The following is a 24,547-nucleotide window of genomic DNA, read 5'->3' on the forward strand; positions in this document are numbered from 1 at the left end:
ATATGGATTATGCCACAATAACAACAGCGCCTGGGACCAAATCAATGAATCGCCCCCGTGATGAAAGCGACTCTGGCCTGCAAAAAGCATCCCCGGCCAGGCCCATAAGGTCGCGTTTTATGCGGACGGTGGCAAAACTTGCCATCTTGCCGGTTTTTTGTTTTTCGGCGCTTGCCCATGCGAACGGTACGGCGGCCTCCGCAAACGACACCACCGCGCGCCCAGCCCCGCAATCTATCCTGCCTGGGGCAAACTGCACCGATATTGATCCGGTTGCCCTGTATGGCGGGCATGAATGGAACTTTCAAATCCGCCGCGAAGGGTCCCCGGTGGGGATGCATAAACTGCAATTTCATACCGGCAAGGATGGCATTCAGGTCATCGCCGAAAGCATGATCAACATCTCTTTTCTGGGTTTTTCCGCCTATAAGTTTGATTATCGGTCCGAAAGCCTGTGGCAAAATAACCGGTTAATGAAACTTGCCGTCGCTGTTGACGATGATGGCGATAAAACCAGCCTGAAGGCCCGCTATGACAGCACGCGCAACACGCTGGTTGCCACCGGACCCGATGGCAAATTTAGCCTGCCAGCAGGAATATTTCCCACCAATCACTGGCATTGCGGCGTTCTGGGGCAAACACAGCTGTTAAACACCATCACCGGGCGACCCAATAAAATAAACATTCGTAATATGGGCATTGAAAAAATCGTTGCAGGCAATGGCGGTAAAGCCCGCATGGACGCAACCCATATTCAATATGACGGCGAATTGCTTACCGATGCCTGGTACGATGCCGACGGGCGCTGGGTCCGGCTGGCCTTCAAGGCGCGGGACGGCTCGCAAATTGTCTATCGTTGCCTGACCTGCACCCAAATAACAAAGGCCCCGCGATGAAAAACAAAAGCTGGCAGACCATTTGGGTTATCGGCGCATCGGCAGGGATCGGTGCCGCAATTGTGCAAAAATTTACCACCGAGACCGACGAAAACACCACCAGACACCTGGTCATTTCCGCCCGCTCGCAAAAAGCATTAGAGGAAATGGCCCTGGCAAGCCCGCGCATTTTTGCCGTACCTTGCGATGTGGCAGACCCGTCATCGGTTGATCTGGCGTTAGATCTGATCGAAACTGATTATGGCCTGCCCGATCTGGTGATTTATTGCGCCGGATTTTACACCCCGATGCCGGTAAGTGAATTTTCCCGCGATACCATCGCCAAACATGTTGCGGTTAATTATCAGGGCGCGGTCAATTGCCTGGACCCGTTATTGCGCAAAATGCGCGCCCGTGGGCACGGCGAAATTGCCATTACCGCATCGGTGGCGGGCTATCGCGGTTTGCCCAAGGCAGGTGCCTATGGCCCAACCAAGGCGGCCCTGATCAATTTGTGTGAAACCCTGCGCGAAGAACTGACCGGCAGTGGCGTGATCATACGGGTGATTAACCCCGGTTTTGTCAAAACCCGCCTGACGGACAAAAACGATTTTGACATGCCCTATTTGGAAACACCCCAACAGGCGGCAAACTTTATCTATAACGGCTTATGCAAAAACAATGATTTCGAAATTGCCTTTCCGCCGCCCTTTGTCCGCCAGCTTAAAATTGGCCGTATTTTGCCCTATAGCTGGTATTTCAAAATGATTGAACGGGTGATGCAAAAATGAATACCCAAAACCAGGATGATCCCCGGATCAAGGCCCTGCAAAACTATGCCGATGTTTATGCCAGGTTAACGCCCGGCACACTTGATGCCCTGCGCGCTGTAACCACGCCCGACATCTGCTTTACCGACCCGTTCACCACCCTCAACGGCCAGGATGCCCTGTGTGCCTATATGGGTAAAATGTTTGAAGACGCCGAAGATGCCAAATTTATCATCAGCCACCACATGATCAGCACCGATATGGGGTTTTTACGCTGGCATTTTTCAGCAAATATTCCGGTTATCGGCCAATGGAACTTTATTGGCATGTCGGAAGTCACCTTTAACGCCGACGGCACCCTGATTGCCAGCCATACCGATCATTGGGATTCAGGCAGCAAATTTTACGCCAAAATCCCGGTTTTAGGCTGGTTTATTCGGCGGCTTGCGAAAAAAGTGGCACATTAGGTTTGGCAAAAAACAGCGAAATTTCGCCAATTTCCACGCCCCATTTGCTGACATGGGCGCGGTTAACCAAAACCCCGTTGGGCTGCAAAAACATCCAGTCATCAAAACGGACGCGCCAGGTGCCATCACCGACCTTCAGGTCCATGACATAATTCCAGTTCAAGGCATTGCCATATTGAACACCCCTGGCCGTGCCGACAATTTCGTCAAACGTACCTTCATATTCATGATCGGCGGTTTTGCGAATTTTCCACACCCGCTGATCTTTTTCACCATCATCATAAAGGAAATCTTCGGTCAGGGTTAAAACCCCGTCATTGACCGTTCCGTTAATGTCGACCGTAAATTGACGGCGCAAGGTTCCGAACCTGTCTTCAAATATGCCCCATGCCCGACTGTGCCCCTGAAAATAGGAAAACACATCGAAAACGGGTTCTTTATTTTCAAAATCCTGTGGCTTCATCGCCCCGCATCCACTGACAAAAACAACCATCAAAAAAGCCAACCCTAACCGCAACATGTCGTTATTCCCTTTGATAAATTGGCAAAGATCAGAACGTACGACGGTTCAAGCGCCGACGCAGGGCAGACTGGTGACGGGCATCAAGCGGGAACCGCCACATCATAACAACCGCCATTATTTTCAATACGATGGGGATCAGCGCATAGATCACCAGCAGCATCAACATTGCCAGCGTATCGTCGGGGTTTGTGCCATTTGCGGCTGTAGATGACACATCTGTCAGCCCCAGATAACCAAGGATCGGAAACGCCACCCCGGCGGCCACCGCCATGGCCAGTTTGTTGGTCATATTCCACAGCGCAAATAAAAGGCCGGTGCGGCGTTTACCAAACCGGTAACGATCCCAGTCATCGACATCGGCCTGAATGGCGGGGGGCAAGGCCATGTCCGCCCCCAATGCGGCGCCGGTCAGCGCACAAATAACAGCAAAGCCAGCGAAATCGCCAACACCCAACACCGGGACAAAGGCAAAGGCAACAATTGCCACGATCATGGCACCACACCATACCCGGTGCTTTCCAATCGCCCCACTTGCCCCAACCCACACCGGCATGGCCACCACCGCACAGGCAAAATAGATCAGGATCAAAATATTCTGATCTTCCTGCCCCAGCCCGAGCCCGTATTTGACAAATAACGGAAAACACACCGCCGGCAGCCCGTTGGCCAGCCCGTTTATCAACCAGGCGCCTAACAGGCGTACAAACAAGCGGTTCTGCCACAACCCGGCCCATTGCGAGGGCGACGGGACAGAAGCACGCATATCCCCGCTTCCGGCCTGAGATCTCACCGCGCCCGCGCGCGCACGTCCTGCCATGTTGCGCAGCATATCGGGTACAAACAACATGAGGCACGGTACCGTCACCGCACCCAAAACAATCGTTACCGTTGCCAAAAGGCTGGTCTGTTCCAAAGGCCCGTTCACAGCCAGCATAACCGGCACGCCCCCGGCACACAAAATGCCGATCACCCCGGCCCCTTCGCGCAGGGCACTGATCTGACTGCGCTGTTTATAATCGCCCGAAAGCTCGACCCCCCAGGCCAGGTAAGGCACCTGAAACATTGTCCAGCCGATAAACAGCACACTGGCCCAGCCAAACAGATAAAAGGCCGAGGGATGCAAGGGCGGATTAAACACAAACCAGATGCCAATACCGGCAATAACCGCCCCTGCGCCCACCCATGGCTTACGCGACTGGCTTCGATCCGACAAATACCCCACCAGCGGGTCCGTAATCATGTCAATCAAACGGATGGCGAAAAACACCAACCCGGTCAGGGTAAGGCCCAACCCTAGCGTATCGCCATACAGGCTGGGCAGTAAAACATAGGCCGGAATAGTGGGAATAGCAGCCGCCAGGGCTGGCAACGCATACATAAATGCCGGAAACGGGCGGTTTTGACGTATCATTTAAAATGGCCCCCTTCGCGCTTGTGCCAACCTTATCGTTTCACGCCCTAAGCGTTCTGCCTGCCATGACCAATCACAAACAGGCCGACATCAATGGTTCCGGCTTCAAACCCGGTTTGGCAATAAGACAGGTAATATTCCCACATGCGTTTGAAACGTTGGTCAAACCCCTGCTTGGCGATGGTTTCCCAGGCATGTTGAAAATCGCGCTGCCATTCGCTCAGGGTCCGGGCATAGGATTGGCCGAAAAATTCCGAATGCTGCACTTCCAGCCCCGCCGCCAACACCGCTTTGTTCAGGGCAGTTGGCGATGGCAACATACCGCCGGGGAAAATATAACGCTGAATAAAATCAGCCCCTTCACGATAGCCCTCAAACCGGTCTTCTTCGATGGTAATAATTTGTAAAACAGCCTTGCCACCGGGGCGCAGGCGGTTACGGATCATTTCAAAATAGGCAGGCCAGTGTTCTTCGCCGACGGCTTCAAACATTTCGATGGATACCAGTTTGTCATACTGGCCATCCTGATGGCGATAATCACGCAGCATCAGGTTGGTTTTACCCGCCAGCCCGGCAGCATTCAGGCGCTGCTGCGCATAGGAAAGCTGTTCTTGCGACAGGGTTAAACCATCGACATAACAATCATAATTTTGCGCCGCAATTTCGGCAAACCCGCCCCAGCCACAGCCGACTTCCAGAACTTTCTCGTGCGGCAAAAGCTCGGCCAATTCGCAAATACGGTTATATTTGGCGGTTTGGGCGTCGGCCAGCTTCTGTTCGTCATGTTCATACAGGGCGGCGGAATATGTCATGCCCGGGTCCAGCCACAGGCGGTAAAATTCGTTCCCCAGATCATAATGATAGGAAATATTACGCCGTGATCCTTCAATGGTATTGGTATTGCGCAAATGGGCCAGGCGGTGCACCAGACGCGAAATCATACCTGCGGCAAAGCGCGCCTGAACAATGGGTTCATTTAAAATGGCAAGCTGCATCAAACAGGTTAAATCGGGGCTGCGCCATTCACCATCGATATAGGCTTCGGCAAAGGCCAGATCGCCGCCGGTTGCCAGTTTGCGAATGGCCCGCCAGTCACGCACATCAAGAACCGCGTGCAGGTCAAGCCGTTTCTGCCCGGTAAAATTCAATGTCCGCCCGTCGGGCAACACCAGCGTTAAACGCCCGTAATGCAAATGCGACAATACCCGCACCAGCATCCGTTCCAATACGGTTTTAGGTCGCACAACACTGCTGATCAGCGGTAAAATGCGGTCGCATAATGAACGAACAACCAATGAGCTAGAACGGGAGCGATCAGGCATGGCTTTTACCTTTTTCCTGCATCAAGGACGACAGACGGGCTGGGAACAATCAATGTGATACGGTTTTGCGGCGGGGATGGACGTTTGTGAAAGGTAAATCCCTTGCGCCACAAATGCAGGGCTTCCCAATGAATGCCTGCAACAACCTTCAACGTCATCAACGGATAGCGCATAAAAACAGCCAACAGATTGCGATCCGTCAGCTTTGTCCGCTCGCCAGCAAAGGCCGCATTTAAAAACAGGCCATCGTCATCGCTTTCGTCAATCGATACGGCAACGCGGTTTTGTGGCGGTTTAATCCGGAACCGGTAATCGGCCTTCATGCCGATAAACGGGGAAACATAAAATTCCTTGGCGCATTGCTGATGCACAATGCCTTTGGCATCCTGGCTGCCCGGTGTCACGGGGATCAAATAGCCGTGCCGATCGCCAAATGTGTTCGATACATCGTGTAAAATTGCGCCCAGTTCGCCGTTTTCGCGATAGCAAAAATAAACGCTGAGCGGATTAAAAACAAAACCAAGGATGCGCGGATAACACAAAACATCCACCCGCGCGGCACAGTCGGCCAAATCGTTTTCGCGCAACATTTGTGTGATGCGGGTGCGAATATTGCCGCCTTCCCCCTTAGCGTCACCACAGCCAAAATCACGGTCATGAAACGAAAACAGGTTAAACCTGTTGCGGCTAAACAGTTTCAACCGGTCGCTTAAACTGTCTATTTCATCAAGATCGAACAGAAACGACACCACCCGATAACGCAACCGGTGCTGACGCGGACGCAGGCGATGATGGGTTACCAACCCTTCATACAGGGCCGATCCCCGATATGTTTCCGGCCTGTGATCCGGGCGGGTAAGTGCCATTTATGCCGCCTCGCTGTCATCACGCGGGCGCGATGACGGGTGCGATGACAGGGGGGATACATGAATGCGCCCGCTTTCATTTTCCACATCCCACGGGCGTCGCACTGCGCCCACCGCCTCGGCCACCGCCAGACCGGACTGAATACCGTCCTCGTGAAAGCCATAGCCAAAGTAACTGCCGCAATACCAGATATTTTGCGTGCCCTGAATGTTCCACAACATGCGCTGGGCGGCCATTGCCCCGTTATCAAACACCGGATGATCATAAAGAAAGGATCGAATGACAGACCCGTCACGCGGGGCAACCGGCGGGTTCAACGTCACAAAAAGCGGCTGATTATCATCAATATGCTGCAACCGGTTCATCCAGTAGGATACGCAGACTTTCTCCTCGGCTCCAACAGTTTGGCGCAGATAATTCCAGCTTGACCATACCTTGGGGTTCTTTGGCATCAGGGCCGGGTCATTGTGCAAAATCGCCAGATTGCGTTCATAGCGAAACGCGCCCAACAACCGGGCAACGGCGGCATCGGGTTCGGCCTGTACCGCCAGGGCCTGATCGGCATGGCAGGCCAAAATAACATGGTCATATTCTTCGCGCTGACCATAACGGTCCTGGACAAAGGCACCCGTTGGGCTGGGGCCAACTTCGGCCACGGCGCGGTCCAGAACCACCGTACCAATGCCCGCCATCATGCGGGTCACATATTCGCGCGATCCGCCCAAAACAGTGCGCCATTGCGGGCGATCTTTTATTTGCAGCAAACCGTGATTGTCGCAAAACCGCACAAAGGCCGCAACGGGATAGGCCAACATCATATCCACCGGCGTCGACCAGATGGCCGCCCCCATTGGCAATAAATGATCATTAATAAAGGCCTTGCTGTAACGATTGGCACATAAATAATCGCCCAGGCTTTGCGCACCGGCTTGGGCATCTTGCAATACCCGGGGGGCCTCGCGATAAAAGCGCATAATATCGCGGATCATGGCCCAGAAGGCCGGGCGCAACAAATTGCGCTTTTGCGCACACAGGCTGGCAAGGTCGCTGCCACCATATTCAACCTGCCCGTGATCCAGCGATGCGGCAAACGACATATCGGTTGCCACGGTTGGCACATTTAAATGCTCAAACAGGGCACATAAATTAGGGTAACTTGCCGTATTATAAACAATGAACCCGGTATCAACCGGGGTGCCATTGGCATCAACCGTGTTGGAATGCCCACCGGGGCGGTCATCCTTTTCATACAGTGTCACGTCATGCTGTTTTGACAACAGCCAGGCAGCGGACAGGCCCGAAATGCCGGAACCAACAACAGCGATTTTCATTTTTGAACCGGACCTGATCATTCTTTGTGCCTGCTTGCGGTTTGCTGATATAGATTACATATAGCTACGTGGAATTCATGTATCCGGATCAAAAAAATACGATGCCCGTCAATTAATTAGGCAGCCTGTGATCAAAACTTTGAATCTGGATGATCCAGCACGAAACAAAGACCGTATCTCGACTTATGATGCATAATGTCGCGGTTCGGTCCGATGAAGGGCCAGTGAAACATATGAACGATACAGCGACAAAACGACGCGTCCCGGCCAACCCGGAAGAAGCACGTCAGTATGCCGACTGGATCGTTGCGGTTGCGGCCTCGCGCGACCGGGCGGCTTTTGCCCGGCTGTTCGCCCATTTCGGGCCACGGGTAAAAGCCTATATGTTTCGCTTTGCCGGAACCCAGGAAATGGCCGAAGAACTCGCCCAGGAATCAATGATGCAGGTATGGCGCAAGGCGCACCTGTTTGATCCGCAAAAAGCCGCGGCCAGCACATGGATTTTTACCATTGCCCGTAACCTGCGGATTGATCGGTTACGGCAACGCAAACATATCGAAGTGGATGACGCAGACTCGACATTGATTGTCGACGAAAGCCCGATTGCCGACGAACTCGTCAATCAAAGTGAACAGGCAGCGCTGATACAGATTGCCCTGGGCGCGCTTCCGCAGGATCAAAGAGTGATCGTAGAATTGTCGTTTTTTGAAGAAATATCGCACAGTGAAATTGCCGAACGGCTGAAAATTCCGTTGGGTACAGTAAAATCACGCTTGCGGCTGGCGCTGGGTAAAATGCGCGGCGGACTGGAAGGTGTCGCATGAATATCAAACATCACCCGACACACGAAACACTGCTGGCCTATGCTGGCGGATCGTTGTCGCAGGCCATGGAACTGATCATTGCGACCCATATGACATTGTGCCCCCAGTGCCGAAACAAGGTTGCCGAATTTGAAGCCTGCGGCGGGGCCATGTTAAATGACAGTGCCAGCCTTGATATGAGCAACGACGCGCTGGATCATGTTATGGCGATGATCGAGCATGAAAGTGCCAATGAAAATGCCCGCGTCGAACCTGCTGCCATCCCGCGCCGGGTCGCGGTTGGCGGCAGTGTAACGGGCAGTGCTGTGCCATCCCTTCCCACCCCGTTGGCAAACCTGTTGCCCGACAATATCCTGTCGCTGGAAGATATTCCGTGGCGCACACTGGCACCGGGCGTAAAGCATTTTCCGTTAAAATCGGTGCAGACCAAAGGCTCGGTAAGATTGCTTAAAATTGCACCAGGCACCAGCATTCCCGATCATGGGCATAGCGGCCATGAAATGACCTTGCTGCTTAAAGGGTCTTATATCGATGATGTGGGCCGGTTTCGCGCCGGAGATGTTGCCGATCTGGCCGATGATGTCGACCACCAACCGATTGCCGACACCGCCGAGGACTGCATTTGCCTGATCGCGACCGACGCGCCGCTTAAATTCAACAGTATTTTACCCAAATTACTGCAACCCTTTATCGGGATGTAAAGCCAGGCTTGGGCCTAAAACCGTTAACTTGCCGACTGCACCGGCCCTGCAATATCAGGGGCTGGTGCTTTTTTATTGGGCCTTCACCAACCAGTCTTGATAATGCACGCCGGGGCCGGGCAAATGCACCACATCGCGCAGCCAATCGCCAATTGCGGCCAATTGCGCATCAAACTGGTAAGGCGGATTTACCACCAGCAATCCCGAACCCAGCATCCGCCCCTTGCCACCGCCATGGCTGGCGGCAATTTCACTGCATAAAACACCACCCGTTGCCGGGATCTGGCGGAACATATCGTGCAATTCGTGATCAAACCCGTCTTCCAGGATCGGATACCACAGCATATAGGTTGCCGTTGCCCAGCGCCGATAGGCGGCAATAATCGACCGTGCCGCCCGGGCATAGTCCTGTTTCACATCATAGCTGGGGTCCATCAAGACCAGTCCGCGCCGAATATGGGGCGGCACCATCGCCACCAGCCCCTCATATCCATCCCGTTTTTGCAGGGTCACACGGCGATCATGATAGAGGCGGCGGTCCAGTGTTTCATATTCGCGCGGATGTAATTCCATCACTGACAAATGGTCGTCTTCGCGCAGCATTTTTTGCACAATAAAGGGCGAACCGGGGTAATAAAGCGGCGGCTCCAGCACTTCATCACCATCCATACCGGCTTCAAATTCAACCCCCAAACCGCGATTATCTGGCACAAAATCCTCAATCAGGTCCAGATAGGGCACCAGGTCCACGGGCACTCTTTGTTCTTGCTGCACCGCAGCAATTCCGCCTTTCCATTCGCCGGTTTTTTGCGCCTGAAGACTGGCTAAATCATACCACCCGGCTCCGGCATGGGTATCTATCACGCAGAACGGCTTGGTCTTTTTTTGCAGGTGCGCCAAAATCAGCACCAGTGCCGAATGTTTATGAACATCGGCAAAATTTCCGGCGTGAAACCCGTGCAAATAACTTAACATAATGGATTAATCCTTTACCGGGCGACGGCGGTTAAATGGGCGCGCCCCGCGCGACGACCGCGCGGCACTGTCCTGGCCCGTTATATCCGAGGGTGAATCTGATGACCTGGCGCTGCGGGTACGATGGACCTTCCGCGATGGCTTTGCATCATCGTACACGGAACCATGTGCCGCAGCCTGCCCACCGCACCGGTTGGCAAACGATGGTTTTTTCGCCCTGCGCGGGCCTTTTGCCGCATCGTCCGACCGGGGTGCCGCAGTTGGCCCGGATAACGGCGCAGCTCTGGGGGCGGCAACCTCAATTTCGCGCCATTGCCCCGGCACCAGTCCATCCAGCGTCCAGTCGCCAATGGCATATCGCACCAGCCGCAAGGTTGGAAAGCCCACCGCAGCGGTCATACGGCGCACCTGCCGGTTACGGCCTTCGGAAATGGTCAGTTCCAGCCAGCTTGTCGGGATCGATTTGCGAAACCTTACCGGCGGGTCGCGTTCCCACAAACCGGCAGGTTCGTCGATCCGACGGACACGGGCTGGCAATGTCATGCCATCCTTTAACATTACACCATTGCGCAGGGCCGCTAGCGCGGCATCATCAGGGTCGCCATCTACCTGCACCCAATAGGTTTTGGTTTTTTTATATTTGGGATGGGCGATTTGCGCGTTTAACGGGCCGTTATCGGTTAACAATAACAAGCCTTCGCTATCGCGGTCTAACCGCCCCGCCGCATAAACACCGGGCAAATTGACATAGTCAGCCAAAGTCTGCCGACCGTTTTCACGGTCGGTAAACTGGGTCAGAACCCCATAGGGTTTATTGAGTAAAATCAAGCGCGCCATCATCGCCGCATAAAACCGCTTTTTGCCGACAAGTCAATCCGGGCGATAAAACTTTACGCCCGCCCCACCCCGGATTGCCAGTGCAAACTGACCAGAGCCAAGCGGGCACAAAACAGGGCAATAGACCCAAAATACCGGTTTGAACTAGTCCTCAAGCAGATATTCCATCGTCGTCACAACCCGAACGGTTTTATTGATCTGGTTGGATTCCTGCATATTTGGCGCACCATCGGCTGCCAGAATTTGAAACAGGCCCTGGGTTGCCCGGCGAATGCCTCCCAGTTTACCGCCAGAATCCTTGGCAAATTGCTGCCCGCTTTCGCGCGCATTGGCGGTTGCCCTGGCGATCATTTCCGGTTTGATGTCGTTTAGTTTGGTAAACATATAACTTGGCCCGGCATTATAGCCCTGCCCGCCCAAAACAATGCCATTTTGCAACAACTTGCCAATATCCTGCGATGCCTTTGCCACGGCTTCGACATCATCAGAGCGGACCTGCACGGTCTGGCTGACAATATAACGGCTTTCGACCGGGCCGGAACGGTAACTTTGGGCCAATTGATCGGTAACCTGCAAATTTTGCAGTTCAGTCTGATCGCGCGAAATCCCATGGGTTTCGAGGAACTTTTGCAGAATTTCGGTATCGTCCTCGATTTTCTTCTGGGCCGTTTGCAAAACATCGTCGGTGGCAACAAAAGTAATGGGCCACACGGCCCGATCGGCCTTTACATCCTGTTCCGCCAACCCTTTGACGGTGACATAGCGATCCAGCGCACGCATATTGACAATGCCCCGCCCCACCATCGCCCCCGCACCGATAAGCCCGACCGCAACCAACAAGGCGGCAATGACACCTGAAACTTTACCCATTTTTCTGTCCGTTTCCTGTTTTGCCCAAAGCCACACCGCCCCGGACCGTTGATCGACAAAGGCAAATACTGCGCCACCCGGTCAAATTTTGGTACCACCGGGCAGATTCCCTATGGTGACTAGACCCACAAATAATGGTCAAATTTTGGTTGCAGTTTTCCTGCCCTTGAATGCATTCAAATTCTCGTCGCACAAACCTGTTGACCATGTTAAAACCACGCATCCTTTCTGCGGATGATGCCGCCCGAAACGGCCATTCCGTGTTGCACACCAAACTTCGGGGGACTGCCTTTATGCGCCGCTCAGAAATCAATGCCTGCATTTTGCACGCCAAGGAACTTTACAATTCGATTTCTTTTCGCCTGCCCGAATGGGCACATTTTTCACCAGAAGAATGGGACAAACAGCCCGACCTGGCAAAATGGTGCAACAACCACCAGATGGGCTGGGACGTGACCGATTACGGCGAAGGCCGCTTTGCGAAACGCGGGCTGATCCTGTTTTGCCTGCGCAATGGCATTTTGCGCCAGCCAGGCGAAGTTCCCTATGCCGAAAAGATCATGATTGTGGGCGAAAACCAGGAATGCCCGTGGCACTATCACAAGGTCAAGATGGAAGACATCATCGTGCGCGGTGGCGGCAACCTGGTGGTAGAGCTTTATAACCTGACGACAGACGGCGAAATGGACAAGGACAGCGACGTTCATGTCCGCACCGATGGCAAACTGAACATTCTGCCTGCCGGTGGCAAGCTTGTTCTTGAACCCGGCCAAAGTGTTACCCTGCCGCGCACCATGGTGCATCGCTTTTACGGCGAAGAAGGCAAGGGTGCCGTCATTGTCGGCGAAGTTTCACAGGTCAATGACGATCTGGCCGATAACTATTTCTTCGATACCGATGCCCGTTTCACCAAAATTGACGAAGACGAAGCCCCGATCCACCCGCTATGGAACGAATTGGGAAAATAAGCACCGGTTTGCTTTAAAATGCAAAACACCGCCCGCGCCTGTGCCGGGTGGTGTTTTGTCGTTTACTGGCCGGAAAAGATAAACCTATTCCGCCGGGCGCGATCCTTCAGTTTCGCTGCGCGGCCCCAGTATTTCGGCAAATTCGGGCATTTCGCGCAGGCTTTCAAACTCCACTTCCGACCACGCGGGTTGGCGCATGGCATCTGACAATTCAACAGCGCGGTGCAAATCGGCCAGGGCGGCCTCGCGAAAACCAAGCCCGGCATTCGCGCACGCACGCTGATAATGGCCATTGGCACTTTCGGGGGCTTCAGCCAACAGCCGGTTACACAGGCTTAGCGCCCAGTCGCGTTCGCCCAGCATCAAGGCTGCATCGGCCTTATAAGCCATCACTTCCGGGTCGCCGGGTGCCATTTCCAGCATCCGGTCATAAATCTCGATCTTGGATCGCGGGTTGGTCACCTGATTGGCCTGCAACCAGTAAGCATGCAGGCTTTGGGTGCGTTCGATCTGGCGCTGGTTTTCGTTAATCACCTGACTTTTCAGGCGCAATTCTTCTTCCAGCGCGCTTAACCGTGTTTCAAATTCGTCTGACAGGCGGCGCAGTTCTGTATGGGCCAGCGAGCGCACACTGGATTTAAGTTCGCGCAGCGACTGCCAGCCCAGCATGGTCAGCAAGGCTCCCACAGCGGCAACAAAATAAAAGAAATAGGTCACCGTATTCGACGAATAGCTGATCGCCTTGTCAATTGCCTCTAGTTGACGATTGACCACTTCGCGCATCAGGTCGGTGCGCATTCCCTGCATATCTGTGCGCAGGGATTTTATTTCATCTAACAAATAGCGTTCCATCAAGGGCGGCAGATTGCTGCGTTCTTCAGCAGTAACCTTGCGCACATCAACCATCCGGGGGAGGGACTCGGCACCAGAATCGTCGCGGGGCTGTTGTGCAAAGACAGGGACCGCCACGACCAGTCCGATTAATGTCACCAACATTGTTATTTTTACACGAACAGGTAAAAACACCCTACGCCTCCCGGTTGTTATTTTTAATTTGTCAGTATCATATTAGACTGTTTATCACGATTATAATTGCCTGATTTTTAGACAGATCAAACCTTTTCGGTAATTTTGACCCAAATCAAGACGAAACGGGGTGCCGGGCACCTATACAAAGGATGGGAATTATTATATTTGTGATCTTTAATCATGTGAGCGTCGTTCAACAGCAAACGTGTCTCTGTTTTCCCGTCATCGCTTCTGAAAACCGTCCCTGATCCGGGCTTCTGTTACGAAAACTGCTTTTTTTATCCCATTATGCAGAACACACTCAGGACATCGCGACTGATGAATGAACATGTCGACGCCGCAAGAAAGGCACGCAAGATCGCGCGGGAAACCGTTGCGCTGCTTTCGAGCCTGGATATTGCGCCGACGCCATCAAATTATGCCCTGTTTTACCACTATTTGTCAGGCACCAGCGCCGAACTGACCCAGACGATCGACATTTTGCGCTCCAACCATCAGGAATTTGATGTGTTGCGGTGCCATTATTTATGTGAACGTTTTTTTGGCTCGCAGGCCTTTAACCCGGTGACGGCCAACCATGTGCCGGGCATGTTGCAAAACCAGCCCTTACATACACGCCTGATTGATGCGCACCCGCCTCATATGGCAAACGCATCACTGGCACATGAAGATGATGGTGGCCTGACTGCTGGCGCAGCAACCGAATTTGAAGCCAAACCGGCAACAAAAAGCGATGTCGAATCATCGGAAATTTCACGCCTGCGCCAGGATCTGGAAGAAATGCGCCGCGAAGCCATGACCGACCCGTTAACCGGCATTGCCAATCGCAAAATGTTTGACCTGCAATTGCGCAACCGCGCAATGGAAGCGATGGAAACCGGCACACCGCTGTGTTTGCTCATGATTGATGTTGATCATTTCAAACAGTTCAACGACACGTATGGCCACCAGACCGGCGATCAGGTTATCCGCTTGCTGGCCCAGACATTGCGCAACAATATCAAGGGTCGCGATACCGCCGCCCGGTATGGTGGTGAAGAATTTTCAGTCATTCTGCCCCGTACCGACATGAAGAATGCGCGCCAGCTGGCGCAGATCATTTGCCAGAATGTCCCGCAACAAGACGTTATCAGTGAAATTGACGGATCGGCCATTGACCGGATCACGATATCCATCGGCATTGGCTGTTTTGATTATGGCGAACCGCTAGGCCACTTGATACAGCGTGCCGATCAGGCCCTTTATCTGGCCAAACAAAAAGGGCGGAACTGCGTCGTAACCGAAGATGCCCTGAAGGAAGAAGCCCCAAAGGACGTTGCGGTCAGTGAAATCCCGGTTGCGCAAAAAAGCCATGCCGCAGAGCCAAGCCTGACCCGGGATGACAAATCAAAGCACCCCAAAAGCATTACCGCCTGATAACGATTTTGCCGCCATCAGATAAAGGCAACGCGCCGTGACGATTGGCCGGGCTGTTTTATCGCAATCGCGATCAAGACCGGGCGCAAAGGCTGACAGGCAGACATTTTCAGCTTATAAGCAGGCCGTTTCCATTTATGTCATGACAGAAAAGAATTGAACGGCCGTGAAAAACCTCGATGTAATCGTTATTGGTGCCGGTGCGGCAGGTCTGATGTGCGCCATCGAAGCCGGCAATCGTGGCCGGTCCGTTATGGTAATTGATCACGCAGACCAACCGGCAGAAAAAATCCGGATTTCCGGGGGCGGGCGCTGCAATTTCACCAATCTGCATGCCAAACCGGAAAACTACATTTCACAAAACAAACGTTTCTGCGTCTCGGCCCTTAAACGCTACACCCAGCACGATTTCATCGCCCTGGTGGATCGCCACAATATCGGCTGGCATGAAAAAACCCTGGGTCAGCTTTTTTGCGATGAAAGTGCATTTCAGATCATTGATATGCTGCTTTATGAATGTGAAGATGTGGATGTCGATATCAAACTGTCCACCAGCATCAAGGAAATTGAAGCGGCCCCGGATGGCGGATATATCGTCACATCACTCAGCGGTGCGCGCTGGCACTGCCAGTCGCTGGTGGTTGCCTGTGGCGGTTTATCGATCCCGAAAATCGGGGCAACCGGCTTTGGCTATCAGATTGCCCGCCAGTTCGGTCTTGAAATTATCCCCACCCGTGCGGCCCTTGTTCCGTTGACATTCGACCCTGACACCCGCGCCGATCTGGGCCAAATGGCCGGTATTTCGGTGGATGCCGTCGTCGCCCACCAAAAAACCCGCTTTCGCGAAGGGTTGCTGTTTACCCATCGCGGTCTCAGCGGCCCGTCGATTTTGCAAATTTCATCCTACTGGCGCGAAGCCGAAACCATCCAAATCAACCTGAACCCGGAACAGGATGCGTTTGAGCTGTTAAAATCGGCCAAGGAAGAAACACCAAAACAGATGGTGCATAACGTGCTGTCACGCATGCTGCCCAACCGGCTAGCGCACTATATTACCGCCCGTCACGGCCTCGAACGCCCGATTGGCGAAACCGGCGACAAGGCCCTGCGCAAACTGGCAGGTGATGTCAATCAATGGCAAATCGCCCCGCAAGGCAGCGAAGGATACCGCACCGCCGAGGTAACACTGGGCGGGGTTGATACCCGTGAATTATCCTCGCAAACCATGGAAAGCCGCAAAGCACCGGGGCTTTATTTCATTGGTGAAGTTGTTGATGTTACCGGCCATCTGGGCGGGTTTAACTTCCAATGGGCCTGGTCATCAGGCTGGTGTGCCGGGCAGGTTGTGTAAACAACCAAGGTTTAAACGCACCTCTTCCCACCTTATCCTGACGTATATTTTGCCCCGGTCAAACAACGCCACCGGAACATTAAAGGTCTGCCGACGTTTCTCTATCAATTGTTAAGAAAACAATGGTGGCTCCCACCAAAACAAACAACAGACGAGGTCCGATCATGACAGGATTTGGTGGTATCTTAGGCGTTATCATTCTGATTGCCGACATTTGGGCAATTATTAATGTGTTTGGCAGTGGCGCAAGCACCGGCTCAAAAATTTTATGGACGATCCTTATTCTGGTCCTGCCGCTAATTGGCTTGATCATCTGGTTCTTTGCCGGTCCGCGCAGCGGCCGGGCGTAGTTTAACGAACCTTGCGATAATACAGTTTCCGCCCAAGTAAAAAGACGACCGTCCTTTCGGGCAGTCGTCTTTTTCATTTTCGCGTCTTGTTTCTGTCTTCTATTCCTGGTTAAAGACCAAAAGAAAAAACAACCAGCGCCCCAGCCGCCATCAACAGCAAACGGATGGCCGCAGGCCGGGGCGATATGATGCCATATGAAATGGCCCCCAGGCCAACAGCAACCTTAACCGTCGCCGCCATCGCCAGCATCGGATGGCTGGCAAGCGCAATGAGCGACGGATTGGCGACCATCGCCAAAGGCACCAGATACAACCCGACCCCCAACGACATTGCCGTTCCTGCGACCTTCAGCCAGTTTTCCTCGACCATGCCGGCGGCAATGAATACCGCCCCGCACACCGGCGGCGTAATGGTTGAAAGCAATGCAAACCAGAACACAAACAAATGCGCCTGCAACGGATCAAGCCCCAGTTCGCCAAGGGCAGGCCCCGCCACCGATACGCAAATCACATAGGCCGCCGTGGTCGGCACTTCCATGCCCAGCACCAGACACGCGATAGCCGTTAACAACAAGGCAGGCCACAACATGCCACCCGAGCCCGACAGCAACAGCGAGGTGATTTTCACGCCCAGCCCGGTCAGGCCCAAAACGCCGATCACGATGGAAGCACACAGAATGATCGAGGCGATCATGGAAATTTGCCGCCCGGCATTCAGGCACACATCAATGAAACGATCACGGCTGCGCTGTAAATCAAACGTGAGACCGGCATCAAAAAACAGCAACCCCGCCCCAACCAGAAGGGCGATGCAGGCCGCATATTGCGGGGTATAGCCACCGCCAAACATACCCCATAGCAACACCGTGAACGGTACCAGGAAAAAGGCCGAGGTAATGACCACAGCGCGCAATGTGGGTCGGTCTTCATCGGGCAGGCCGGGCAAATCATACCGCCCGGCATAGGCATTAATGCCAATCCAGACGGCCAGAAAATACAAAATCGCTGGCGGCAGTGCGGCCACCATAATTTCAGAATAGGGATGGCCAGTCAGTTCCACCATCACAAAGGCCCCGGCCCCCATCAAAGGCGGCATGATCTGCCCGCCCGATGACGCCACCGCCTCGACCGCAGCAGCAAGGCGTTTAGGGTAGCCCAGCCGCGTCATCGCAGGCAGGGTAATGGCCCCGGTTGACGCCACATTGGCCGAGGCAGAGCCCGAAATGGAGCCAAACAAAGCCGATGAAATAACCGACACCTTGGCCGCCCCGCCGCGCAAGCGTCCTGCTGCGGCACCTGCCACATTCATAAAGCCCTGCCCGGCTTCACCCGCATTCAAAACCGCGCCAAAAATCACAAAAATCGCAACAATGCTGACCGAAACGCCGGTCAGGCTGCCCCACAAACCACCTTCGGCAATGGTCAGCGTTCCCAGCATGCTTTCAACCGGCAAACCGCCATGACCAAACTCGCCGGGGATATATTGCCCCCAAAACCCGTATGCCAGCGCAAGCGATGCCACCAGCGGCAAAGGCCAGCCAATGGCACGGCGCGCCATTTCCAGCACAATCAGCAAAACGGCCAGTGAGACAATGATCTGGAAGTTATCCGCCAAAAATCCATATTGGTCGGAAAGTTCGCTGTGATGCAGCGCGATCCAGCCACAGCCAAACAAACCGATGGCCGTCAGAACCATACCGCTGATTTTTTGCCAGGGTGTTTTGGCAACAAAAATCAGCGCCCATGGCAAGGCCAGCGCCATATGCAACGGGCGGCTTACCAGATTGGGGACAAGGCCGGAAAAAATCAGCCATAGATGAAATACGATGGATACAGCCCCAAGGGCGATCCAGACCGGGCGGGCAAGGCCCGGATGGGAAGCAGATTGCATGATATTCCTGAAACAGAAGGCCCGGCGCAACTCAAACAGGCACACCGGGCCACAAGGGCAGATAACGTCGCAAAACGCTTAAAAAGACGCTTATTTCTGATCGTCGCGAACCGGAAAACCGGCTTCGGCATAATAGCGCAGGGCACCGGGGTGAATTTTGCCTTTGATATTGACCAGCATATCGGGCGTAACACCTTTCCACCACGCGCTATCCTGGCCCATTTTGGCTTTCTGCCCCCAATAGGTTTTGGTCAGGGTGTAGGCGGTATCATCGTCCATGGCTGTGGTCGCATAGGCAATCACCGACAGCGATGATGTATGAATATCATCGGTCTGGCCGTTATATGTCCCTGCCGGAATAACGGCGAGGTCACGACCGGTTTTTGTAATCTGATCATCGCCAAGCGACAGGATTTTCACATCCATGCCTGCTGCGGCCTCAATCACGTTCGGTGCAGGCCATGAACCAGCCGTGACAAACGCGTCGATCTGACCATTTTTAAGGGCCGCCACGGCATTGGATAATTCGGCACTGGCAAGTTTTACTTTGTCTTTCAGGCCAAACAATTCCAGGTATTTTTCGCCTTCCTTGGCCCCGAAAGATCCCTTGCCCAGCAAAACTGTTTTACCTTCAAGGTCGGCAAAGCTGTTAATGCCACGATCCGCACGTGCCACAAAATGCATGGTCAATGACGGAATAGGGAACAAGGCGCGAATATCGGCAAATTTATCAGTCGGGCGACCTTTGAACGGGCCCGTGCCCGCCTGTGCCGATGCAACCAAAGCGGGCGGCGATGTAAACATATAGTTGCCCGGGCGTGCCGAGGCTTCCATCACATTCTGCACCGATCCCTGGCTTTCCTCGACCGTGACAATAATATCGCCCTTGGTGCCGGTTTTTGTTGCTTCGGCAAACTGGGCCGCCATCTGATAATAGGATGACGCCGATTTGGCCGATTTAAGGGTGACACGGGTTTCGGCATGTGCCGCCGTTCCCAGCGCGCCAAGCAGGCCCAGGCCTGTCGCCAAAACACCGATTGTGCGTAAAATTTTCAAGGTATCCTCCCGTTTTTCGGCCAGCCCCATAATCTTCCATCTGGCCGTTTGCCGTTCAAGTGCGCAAAATTCCACCCGATATCGGGCAAACCCTGGCAAATTTCAACCAATTCCAGATCATAGAAAGCATGCAAAGGGCAAAGGTCAAGTAACTTGTCGCGCCCAAAGCCGCCCGCCGCAACGCAGCATTTCACGCTTTATTTATATCCATCCTTGCAGCCGCGAACGCCCGCCCAACCCGCAATTGAAGACGCACTGCATTTGCCAGCGTTTCAGCCATGTTTGTTTTCATGTTATGGTTGCGTATTGATTGCTGGTATTTTCAGGCAAAATGGCCTATGTGCGGCACATCACGTCATGCCGTTTGGGAAGGTTTCCCAAATTCTGCCGGGAACACCCCGGATTGGAATACGTTCCTGAAAATCATAACCGTTCTCCCCTGGCAGATTGACAGCCCCGCTGTCGGTCCGGCAGGGTATTTGCCGAAATCCTGCAACGCCAAGAGGTTGGCCATGTCGCGTTCGCCTATTGCGATGATTATTGCCCTGTCGGCGACCCTTTTTGCTGCCTTCACCCTGAATTCCGGGTCGTCGCTGCAATCATCGCTGTTGGCGTTGCGTGCATCCTCCGAAGGGTTCGCGCCGATCTATACCGGTATTATTATGGCGTCCTATTATTCCGGTTTTGTCGGTGGCATCATCTGGGGGGCGTCCCTGGTGAACCGGGTCGGTCATATCCGCACCTTTGCCGCGCTCGCCTCTACCGGATCGGCCATTACGCTGCTGCATGCCGTGTTTGTCGATCCCATCACATGGTCGCTGTTTCGGGCCATGACCGGTTTGTGCCTGTCGGGTTTGTATCTTGTTGTTGAAAGCTGGCTAAACGAGCAGGTCGACAATAATTCGCGCGGTGCCATGATGGCGGCCTATATGACCGTGTCGCTGGGCGGCCTGGCCCTAGGGCAGTTAATGCTGAACCTGTCGCCGATTTCCGGGTTCGAGCTGTTTACACTGGCATCGGTCTTATTGTCGCTATCGCTTGTTCCCATTGCCTTGACCCGCCAGCCGCCGCCTGCGGCCGTTAGTCACAAACGCATGAAGCTGCGGCGCCTGTTTAAAATTTCGCCGCTTGGCTTTGTCGGTGCGGCTGGCAGCGGTGTTTTTTCGGGGGCGATTTATGGTGTTGGCCCGGTGTTTGCCGCCGATCTGGGCCTACCCACCGCGGATATCGCCACCTTCATGTTTTTTGTCATTCTGGGCGGCATGCTGTTGCAATGGCCGATTGGCCGCGCATCAGACATGGTGCCACGCCAATATGTATTGATTGGTTTGCTGGTCGGCCTGATCATGACCGGCCTGGTGCCTTATCTCATGCCGGAAACAGTCCGCAACCACCTGTCTTTCTGGGGGGCTTTACTGGGTGTGTTTACCATGCCGGTCTATGCCATTTCAGTGGCCTATGTGAATGACTATCTGACCCCGGACGATTTTGTCCCCGCCAGTGGTGCCCTGTTGATCGTTTATGGCGGGTCGGCCGCATTTGGCCCGATTGTCGGTTCCCTTTTCCTGGATTATTTCGGTCCCTGGGGCTTGCCGCTCCTGTTTTCAATCGTGGCTTTTGCCATGGCTGTTTTTGCCACCTATCGGGCCGGTTTTGGTCGCCGGATCACGCTGGAAGAACAGGGAACATTCGTTGCGGTCCCCCGTACCACACCAATGGTTACCGAACTGTCGCCCCTTGGTGACGAAATAACCGCCGATGAAGAATCGACTGCGGCACAGGCCGCAACAAGTGACGCCGCACAAAACCGCGATACATCTTCATCCGGCGGGTCATAACACCGGAAATGGCACCTTTACAGAGCCAAAAGGCCCACTCTGGATCGCGCAAGAATCAGGGTTATTGCCGCCCGGATCCTTTCAGCTTTTCAAACGTTTTCCATAATGCGGAAAACATCCCGCAAATTTGAAAGCTGTGGTGGACCGGGGATGGTGCAGGCACCTATGCTAGGTTCAGATAGCGGGGCATACCGATACGTGCCCGGTTAAACCGTGATCACTGGCGAGAGGAAACATGACCCAAAGAATCAGCAAAGGTAGCTTGCAGGTTGCAACCGTGTTGCATGACCTGGTGGCAAAAGACGTCCTTCCGGGCACCGGAGTGGATGCAGATGCGTTCTGGGCATCGTTTGAAAAGCTGGTCAAGGAACTGGGACCGCGCAATCGTGCCCTGCTGGCCAAACGCGATACCTTGCAAGCGCAGATTGACGCATGGCACCTGTCGCGCCGCGATCAGGCCCGCGACCCTGCCGCCTATAAGGAATTCTTGGCCGAAATCGGCTATTTATTGCCGGAAGGCGATGATTTTTACATTTCCACCACCAATGTTGACGCCGAAATTGCCCGCGTTGCCGGGCCGCAGCTGGTGGTGCCGGTGATGAATGCGCGCTATGCCTTGAATGCGGCCAATGCCCGCTGGGGCAGCCTTTATGATGCGCTTTATGGCACCGACGTGATTGACGCGCTAGACGGCAAGGAAAAAGGCAAGTCCTTTAACCCTGCACGCGGGGCCGCTGTGGTGGCCTATGCCGCCGATTTCCTTGATCATGCTACCCCGCTGGCAAATGGCGCACATGCCGATGTTGCCAAATACGAAGTCCGCGATAATGGGGCGGGCTGGTGGGCGCTTCAGGCAACCCTGAAAGACGGCACCGAAACCGCCCTGGCCCAACCGTCACAATTCATCGGCTTTAACGAAAAAGATGACGCCGTAAGTGCCATTTTGCTGCGCAATCATGGGCTGCATGTCGAAATTTCCATTGATCCGACCCACTTCATTGGCAAGGACCACGCTGCCGGGGTTGCCGACGTGATCATGGAATCGGCCCTGACCACCATTCAGGATTGCGAAGATTCGATTGCCGCCGTTGACGCCGAAGACAAGACCCTGGTGTATCGCAATCTTTTGGGCCTGATGAAAGGCACATTGGAAGAACAGTTTGAAAAAGGCGGTAAAACCCTGACCCGCCGGTTAAACCCGGATCGGACCTATCAGGGGTTTGATGGCCAGGAAGTTACCCTGCCCGGTCGCAGCCTGATGCTGGTGCGCAATGTCGGCCATCTGATGACCACGGATGCGGTACTTGATGGTGATGGCAACGAAGTGCCCGAAGGTTTCCTCGATGCCATGATGACCGCCGTGATTGCCAAGCACGATATCGAAGGCAATAGCAGCGTTTCAAATTCGCGCATGGGCAGCATCTATATTGTGAAGCCCAAAATGCACGGGCCCGAAGAAGTGCAACTGACCAGCGACCTGTTTGCTTTCGCCGAAGAAGCCGCCGGTCTTGCCCCCCATACCCTTAAAGTCGGCATCATGGACGAAGAACGCCGCACCACGGTAAACCTGAAGGAATGCATTCGTGCCGCACAGGACCGGGTCGTGTTTATCAATACCGGCTTCCTGGATCGTACCGGTGATGAAATCCATACCAGCATGGAAGCTGGCCCCATGGTCCGCAAGGATGCCATGAAGGACCAGTACTGGATTGCGGCCTATGAAAACTGGAATGTCGATATCGGCCTTGAATGCGGCATGAAAGGCATCGCCCAGATTGGCAAGGGCATGTGGGCCAAGCCGGACCGCATGGCCGAAATGATGGAAGCCAAAATCAGCCATCCCAAGGCCGGGGCCAATTGTGCATGGGTGCCCTCACCCACCGCAGCCACCCTTCATGCCATGCATTACCACAAAATTGATGTGCGTGCCGTGCAAGACGAAATTGGCAAGCGCGACCGTGCCAGCCTGGATGATATTCTGGCTATCCCGCGTCTGGGCGATCAGCACCCGATGCGCAGCGAAATCCAGGCCGAACTGGACAACAATGCCCAGGGTATTCTCGGCTATGTCGTGCGCTGGATCGATGCCGGGGTGGGCTGTTCCAAGGTACCCGACATCAACAATGTCGGCCTGATGGAAGACCGTGCCACCCTGCGCATTTCCAGCCAGCACATTGCCAACTGGCTGCATCACGGCCTGTGTGATGAAGCACAGGTGATGGAAACCATGAAACGCATGGCCGCCATCGTGGACCAGCAAAATGCCGGTGATGCAGATTATCGCAACATGGCACCTGACTTTGACAACAGTGTTGCCTTTCAGGCGGCATGTGACCTGGTATTCAAGGGCCGTGAACAGCCCAATGGCTATACCGAACCGGTCCTTCATGCCCGCCGCCGCGAAGCCAAGGCAAAATACGGGGCCTGATCACCCCTGCCAAACAAAACTTAGCCGGTGGTGACCAAACATTGCCGGGCGTCAAATACCAGCAAACCCCGCCCTTTCGTGGCGGGGTTTGTCGTATCTGGTGTTTAACACACGGCCCTCAAAGGCACGTTTCCGGCCTAAACAGCTCACCCAACAGCCTTTGTTTTTTGTAATGACACAATAAAAAATATATCTAACCACCAGTTGAACAGTTAATTGGATCATATTTTTTAATATATCCGTAATATTACTGAAATTTACAAATATTTGATAAAAATAAAAAGCGATAGTTTATTTTTATATTTCTAATTCTGGTTGATACAATGCGATACTCGATATATTTGTCTCATTTTTTGAGAATTTATTTATATTAGACTTTTTTTTATTTACTGCTTATGTTGATGAAACTTCATCGTCACTTCAAATGACACGCATAATGGAAATGCG

At 53.7% G+C, this 24,547-nt stretch carries 22 protein-coding genes; 11 read left to right on the plus strand and 11 right to left on the minus strand.

Translation table 11 applies throughout. The features are described from left to right. The first annotated feature begins 44 nt into the window (after window positions 1-44). Genes AAC086_RS09985 through AAC086_RS09995 form a run of 3 tightly spaced genes read left to right on the plus strand, consistent with a single transcriptional unit; the run spans window position 45 to window position 2,112 of the window. Complete coding sequence (locus tag AAC086_RS09985) at window positions 45-896, plus strand: DUF6134 family protein (protein WP_339778360.1); 852 nt, start codon at window positions 45-47, stop codon at window positions 894-896. Continuing rightward, the gene (locus tag AAC086_RS09990; protein ID WP_339778361.1) at window positions 893-1,666 is read left to right on the plus strand and encodes an SDR family NAD(P)-dependent oxidoreductase; all 774 of its coding nucleotides are present in this window, start codon (window positions 893-895) and stop codon (window positions 1,664-1,666) included. The genes AAC086_RS09985 and AAC086_RS09990 overlap by 4 nt, the downstream gene beginning before the upstream one ends. Then, window positions 1,663-2,112 (plus strand): nuclear transport factor 2 family protein, encoded by a 450-nt coding sequence (locus AAC086_RS09995; RefSeq protein ID WP_339778363.1) that lies wholly within the window; start codon window positions 1,663-1,665, stop codon window positions 2,110-2,112. Before AAC086_RS09990 ends, AAC086_RS09995 begins: the two co-directional genes overlap by 4 nt. Here the strand turns inward: AAC086_RS09995 and AAC086_RS10000 are convergent. The 5 genes from AAC086_RS10000 to AAC086_RS10020 are packed head-to-tail and all read right to left on the minus strand — an operon-like array spanning window position 2,078 to window position 7,566. Next, window positions 2,078-2,632 carry a DUF3833 domain-containing protein gene (locus AAC086_RS10000; protein WP_339778364.1) on the minus strand — a complete coding sequence of 185 codons (555 nt, stop codon included), beginning with the start codon at window positions 2,630-2,632 and terminating at the stop codon, window positions 2,078-2,080. The two genes, AAC086_RS09995 and AAC086_RS10000, sit on opposite strands and share 35 nt — an antisense overlap. A 31-nt stretch (window positions 2,633-2,663) precedes the next feature. Further along, on the minus strand, window positions 2,664-4,046 hold the full coding sequence (locus AAC086_RS10005; RefSeq protein ID WP_339778366.1) for an MFS transporter: 1,383 nt from the start codon (window positions 4,044-4,046) through the stop codon (window positions 2,664-2,666). 47 nt (window positions 4,047-4,093) lie between these two features. Next, window positions 4,094-5,368, minus strand: coding sequence for a cyclopropane-fatty-acyl-phospholipid synthase family protein (locus AAC086_RS10010; RefSeq protein WP_339778368.1), 1,275 nt, complete (start codon window positions 5,366-5,368; stop codon window positions 4,094-4,096). Between the two features lie 5 nt (window positions 5,369-5,373). Next, window positions 5,374-6,234, minus strand: a complete 861-nt coding sequence (locus tag AAC086_RS10015) for a DUF1365 family protein (protein WP_339778369.1) — start codon at window positions 6,232-6,234, stop codon at window positions 5,374-5,376. Beyond that, on the minus strand, window positions 6,235-7,566 hold the full coding sequence (locus AAC086_RS10020; protein WP_339778370.1) for an FAD-dependent oxidoreductase: 1,332 nt from the start codon (window positions 7,564-7,566) through the stop codon (window positions 6,235-6,237). 233 nt (window positions 7,567-7,799) lie between these two features. Here AAC086_RS10020 and AAC086_RS10025 point away from each other — a divergent pair, with 233 nt between their 5' ends. Together AAC086_RS10025 and AAC086_RS10030 are read left to right on the plus strand one after the other, a co-directional pair. Further along, window positions 7,800-8,390, plus strand: a complete 591-nt coding sequence (locus AAC086_RS10025; protein WP_339778371.1) for a sigma-70 family RNA polymerase sigma factor — start codon at window positions 7,800-7,802, stop codon at window positions 8,388-8,390. Continuing rightward, entirely contained in the window at window positions 8,387-9,091 is a 705-nt protein-coding gene (locus AAC086_RS10030) for a ChrR family anti-sigma-E factor (protein WP_339778372.1), read from the plus strand. The genes AAC086_RS10025 and AAC086_RS10030 overlap by 4 nt, the downstream gene beginning before the upstream one ends. 72 nt (window positions 9,092-9,163) lie before the next feature. Here the strand turns inward: AAC086_RS10030 and rlmJ are convergent, their stop codons facing one another. The 3 genes from rlmJ to AAC086_RS10045 form a co-directional block, all read right to left on the minus strand. Next, window positions 9,164-10,066, minus strand: coding sequence for a 23S rRNA (adenine(2030)-N(6))-methyltransferase RlmJ (rlmJ, locus tag AAC086_RS10035; RefSeq protein ID WP_339778374.1), 903 nt, complete (start codon window positions 10,064-10,066; stop codon window positions 9,164-9,166). A 6-nt stretch (window positions 10,067-10,072) separates the two neighbouring features. Continuing rightward, window positions 10,073-10,903 carry an rRNA large subunit pseudouridine synthase E gene (locus tag AAC086_RS10040; RefSeq protein ID WP_339778413.1) on the minus strand — a complete coding sequence of 277 codons (831 nt, stop codon included), beginning with the start codon at window positions 10,901-10,903 and terminating at the stop codon, window positions 10,073-10,075. Between the two features lie 144 nt (window positions 10,904-11,047). Further along, window positions 11,048-11,773, minus strand: a complete 726-nt coding sequence (locus tag AAC086_RS10045) for an SIMPL domain-containing protein (protein WP_339778376.1) — start codon at window positions 11,771-11,773, stop codon at window positions 11,048-11,050. 293 nt (window positions 11,774-12,066) lie between these two features. Here AAC086_RS10045 and AAC086_RS10050 point away from each other — a divergent pair, with 293 nt between their 5' ends. Then, window positions 12,067-12,741, plus strand: a complete 675-nt coding sequence (locus AAC086_RS10050; protein ID WP_339778378.1) for a D-lyxose/D-mannose family sugar isomerase — start codon at window positions 12,067-12,069, stop codon at window positions 12,739-12,741. Window positions 12,742-12,825: 84 nt separating this feature from the next. Here AAC086_RS10050 and AAC086_RS10055 read toward each other — a convergent pair whose 3' ends face one another. Then, on the minus strand, window positions 12,826-13,710 hold the full coding sequence (locus AAC086_RS10055) for a hypothetical protein (RefSeq protein ID WP_339778379.1): 885 nt from the start codon (window positions 13,708-13,710) through the stop codon (window positions 12,826-12,828). A 378-nt stretch (window positions 13,711-14,088) separates the two neighbouring features. On the opposite strand from AAC086_RS10055, the gene AAC086_RS10060 reads away from it, so the two are divergent. The 3 genes from AAC086_RS10060 (at window position 14,089) to AAC086_RS10070 (ending at window position 16,887) form a co-directional block, all read left to right on the plus strand. Continuing rightward, a complete protein-coding gene (locus AAC086_RS10060) occupies window positions 14,089-15,186 on the plus strand; it encodes a GGDEF domain-containing protein (protein ID WP_339778381.1) in 1,098 nt (365 codons plus the stop codon). A gap of 166 nt (window positions 15,187-15,352) precedes the next feature. Next, window positions 15,353-16,537, plus strand: a complete 1,185-nt coding sequence (locus tag AAC086_RS10065) for an NAD(P)/FAD-dependent oxidoreductase (protein ID WP_339778383.1) — start codon at window positions 15,353-15,355, stop codon at window positions 16,535-16,537. A gap of 164 nt (window positions 16,538-16,701) precedes the next feature. Beyond that, window positions 16,702-16,887: a PLD nuclease N-terminal domain-containing protein gene (locus AAC086_RS10070; RefSeq protein WP_339778384.1), complete on the plus strand. Its 186-nt coding sequence runs from the start codon at window positions 16,702-16,704 to the stop codon at window positions 16,885-16,887. A gap of 109 nt (window positions 16,888-16,996) precedes the next feature. Here AAC086_RS10070 and AAC086_RS10075 read toward each other — a convergent pair whose 3' ends face one another. After that, complete coding sequence (locus AAC086_RS10075) at window positions 16,997-18,778, minus strand: TRAP transporter fused permease subunit (RefSeq protein WP_339778385.1); 1,782 nt, start codon at window positions 18,776-18,778, stop codon at window positions 16,997-16,999. A gap of 90 nt (window positions 18,779-18,868) precedes the next feature. Then, window positions 18,869-19,834: a TAXI family TRAP transporter solute-binding subunit gene (locus AAC086_RS10080; protein WP_339778387.1), complete on the minus strand. Its 966-nt coding sequence runs from the start codon at window positions 19,832-19,834 to the stop codon at window positions 18,869-18,871. Between the two features lie 512 nt (window positions 19,835-20,346). Between AAC086_RS10080 and AAC086_RS10085 the strand changes: the two genes are divergently transcribed. Both AAC086_RS10085 and AAC086_RS10090 read left to right on the plus strand, forming a co-directional pair. After that, a complete protein-coding gene (locus AAC086_RS10085) occupies window positions 20,347-21,672 on the plus strand; it encodes an MFS transporter (RefSeq protein ID WP_339778389.1) in 1,326 nt (441 codons plus the stop codon). Between the two features lie 235 nt (window positions 21,673-21,907). Further along, window positions 21,908-24,100, plus strand: coding sequence for a malate synthase G (locus AAC086_RS10090; protein WP_339778391.1), 2,193 nt, complete (start codon window positions 21,908-21,910; stop codon window positions 24,098-24,100). The last annotated feature ends 447 nt before the right edge of the window (window positions 24,101-24,547 follow it).

It is taken from the genome of uncultured Thalassospira sp., from assembly GCF_963976115.1.
In the GTDB taxonomy this organism is placed as follows: Bacteria; Pseudomonadota; Alphaproteobacteria; order Rhodospirillales; family Thalassospiraceae; genus Thalassospira.

What these genes read in the sequence shown, in the direction of transcription:
- AAC086_RS09985 (WP_339778360.1), top strand. Translation starts at nt 45, where the DNA reads ATGAATCGCCCCCGTGATGAAAGCGACTCTGGCCTGCAAAAAGCATCC.
- AAC086_RS09990 (WP_339778361.1), top strand. Translation starts at nt 893, where the DNA reads ATGAAAAACAAAAGCTGGCAGACCATTTGGGTTATCGGCGCATCGGCA.
- AAC086_RS09995 (WP_339778363.1), top strand. Translation starts at nt 1,663, where the DNA reads ATGAATACCCAAAACCAGGATGATCCCCGGATCAAGGCCCTGCAAAAC.
- AAC086_RS10000 (WP_339778364.1), bottom strand. Translation starts at nt 2,632, where the DNA reads ATGTTGCGGTTAGGGTTGGCTTTTTTGATGGTTGTTTTTGTCAGTGGA.
- AAC086_RS10005 (WP_339778366.1), bottom strand. Translation starts at nt 4,046, where the DNA reads ATGATACGTCAAAACCGCCCGTTTCCGGCATTTATGTATGCGTTGCCA.
- AAC086_RS10010 (WP_339778368.1), bottom strand. Translation starts at nt 5,368, where the DNA reads ATGCCTGATCGCTCCCGTTCTAGCTCATTGGTTGTTCGTTCATTATGC.
- AAC086_RS10015 (WP_339778369.1), bottom strand. Translation starts at nt 6,234, where the DNA reads ATGGCACTTACCCGCCCGGATCACAGGCCGGAAACATATCGGGGATCG.
- AAC086_RS10020 (WP_339778370.1), bottom strand. Translation starts at nt 7,566, where the DNA reads ATGAAAATCGCTGTTGTTGGTTCCGGCATTTCGGGCCTGTCCGCTGCC.
- AAC086_RS10025 (WP_339778371.1), top strand. Translation starts at nt 7,800, where the DNA reads ATGAACGATACAGCGACAAAACGACGCGTCCCGGCCAACCCGGAAGAA.
- AAC086_RS10030 (WP_339778372.1), top strand. Translation starts at nt 8,387, where the DNA reads ATGAATATCAAACATCACCCGACACACGAAACACTGCTGGCCTATGCT.
- rlmJ (WP_339778374.1), bottom strand. Translation starts at nt 10,066, where the DNA reads ATGTTAAGTTATTTGCACGGGTTTCACGCCGGAAATTTTGCCGATGTT.
- AAC086_RS10040 (WP_339778413.1), bottom strand. Translation starts at nt 10,903, where the DNA reads ATGGCGCGCTTGATTTTACTCAATAAACCCTATGGGGTTCTGACCCAG.
- AAC086_RS10045 (WP_339778376.1), bottom strand. Translation starts at nt 11,773, where the DNA reads ATGGGTAAAGTTTCAGGTGTCATTGCCGCCTTGTTGGTTGCGGTCGGG.
- AAC086_RS10050 (WP_339778378.1), top strand. Translation starts at nt 12,067, where the DNA reads ATGCGCCGCTCAGAAATCAATGCCTGCATTTTGCACGCCAAGGAACTT.
- AAC086_RS10060 (WP_339778381.1), top strand. Translation starts at nt 14,089, where the DNA reads ATGAATGAACATGTCGACGCCGCAAGAAAGGCACGCAAGATCGCGCGG.
- AAC086_RS10070 (WP_339778384.1), top strand. Translation starts at nt 16,702, where the DNA reads ATGACAGGATTTGGTGGTATCTTAGGCGTTATCATTCTGATTGCCGAC.
- AAC086_RS10075 (WP_339778385.1), bottom strand. Translation starts at nt 18,778, where the DNA reads ATGCAATCTGCTTCCCATCCGGGCCTTGCCCGCCCGGTCTGGATCGCC.
- AAC086_RS10085 (WP_339778389.1), top strand. Translation starts at nt 20,347, where the DNA reads ATGTCGCGTTCGCCTATTGCGATGATTATTGCCCTGTCGGCGACCCTT.
- AAC086_RS10090 (WP_339778391.1), top strand. Translation starts at nt 21,908, where the DNA reads ATGACCCAAAGAATCAGCAAAGGTAGCTTGCAGGTTGCAACCGTGTTG.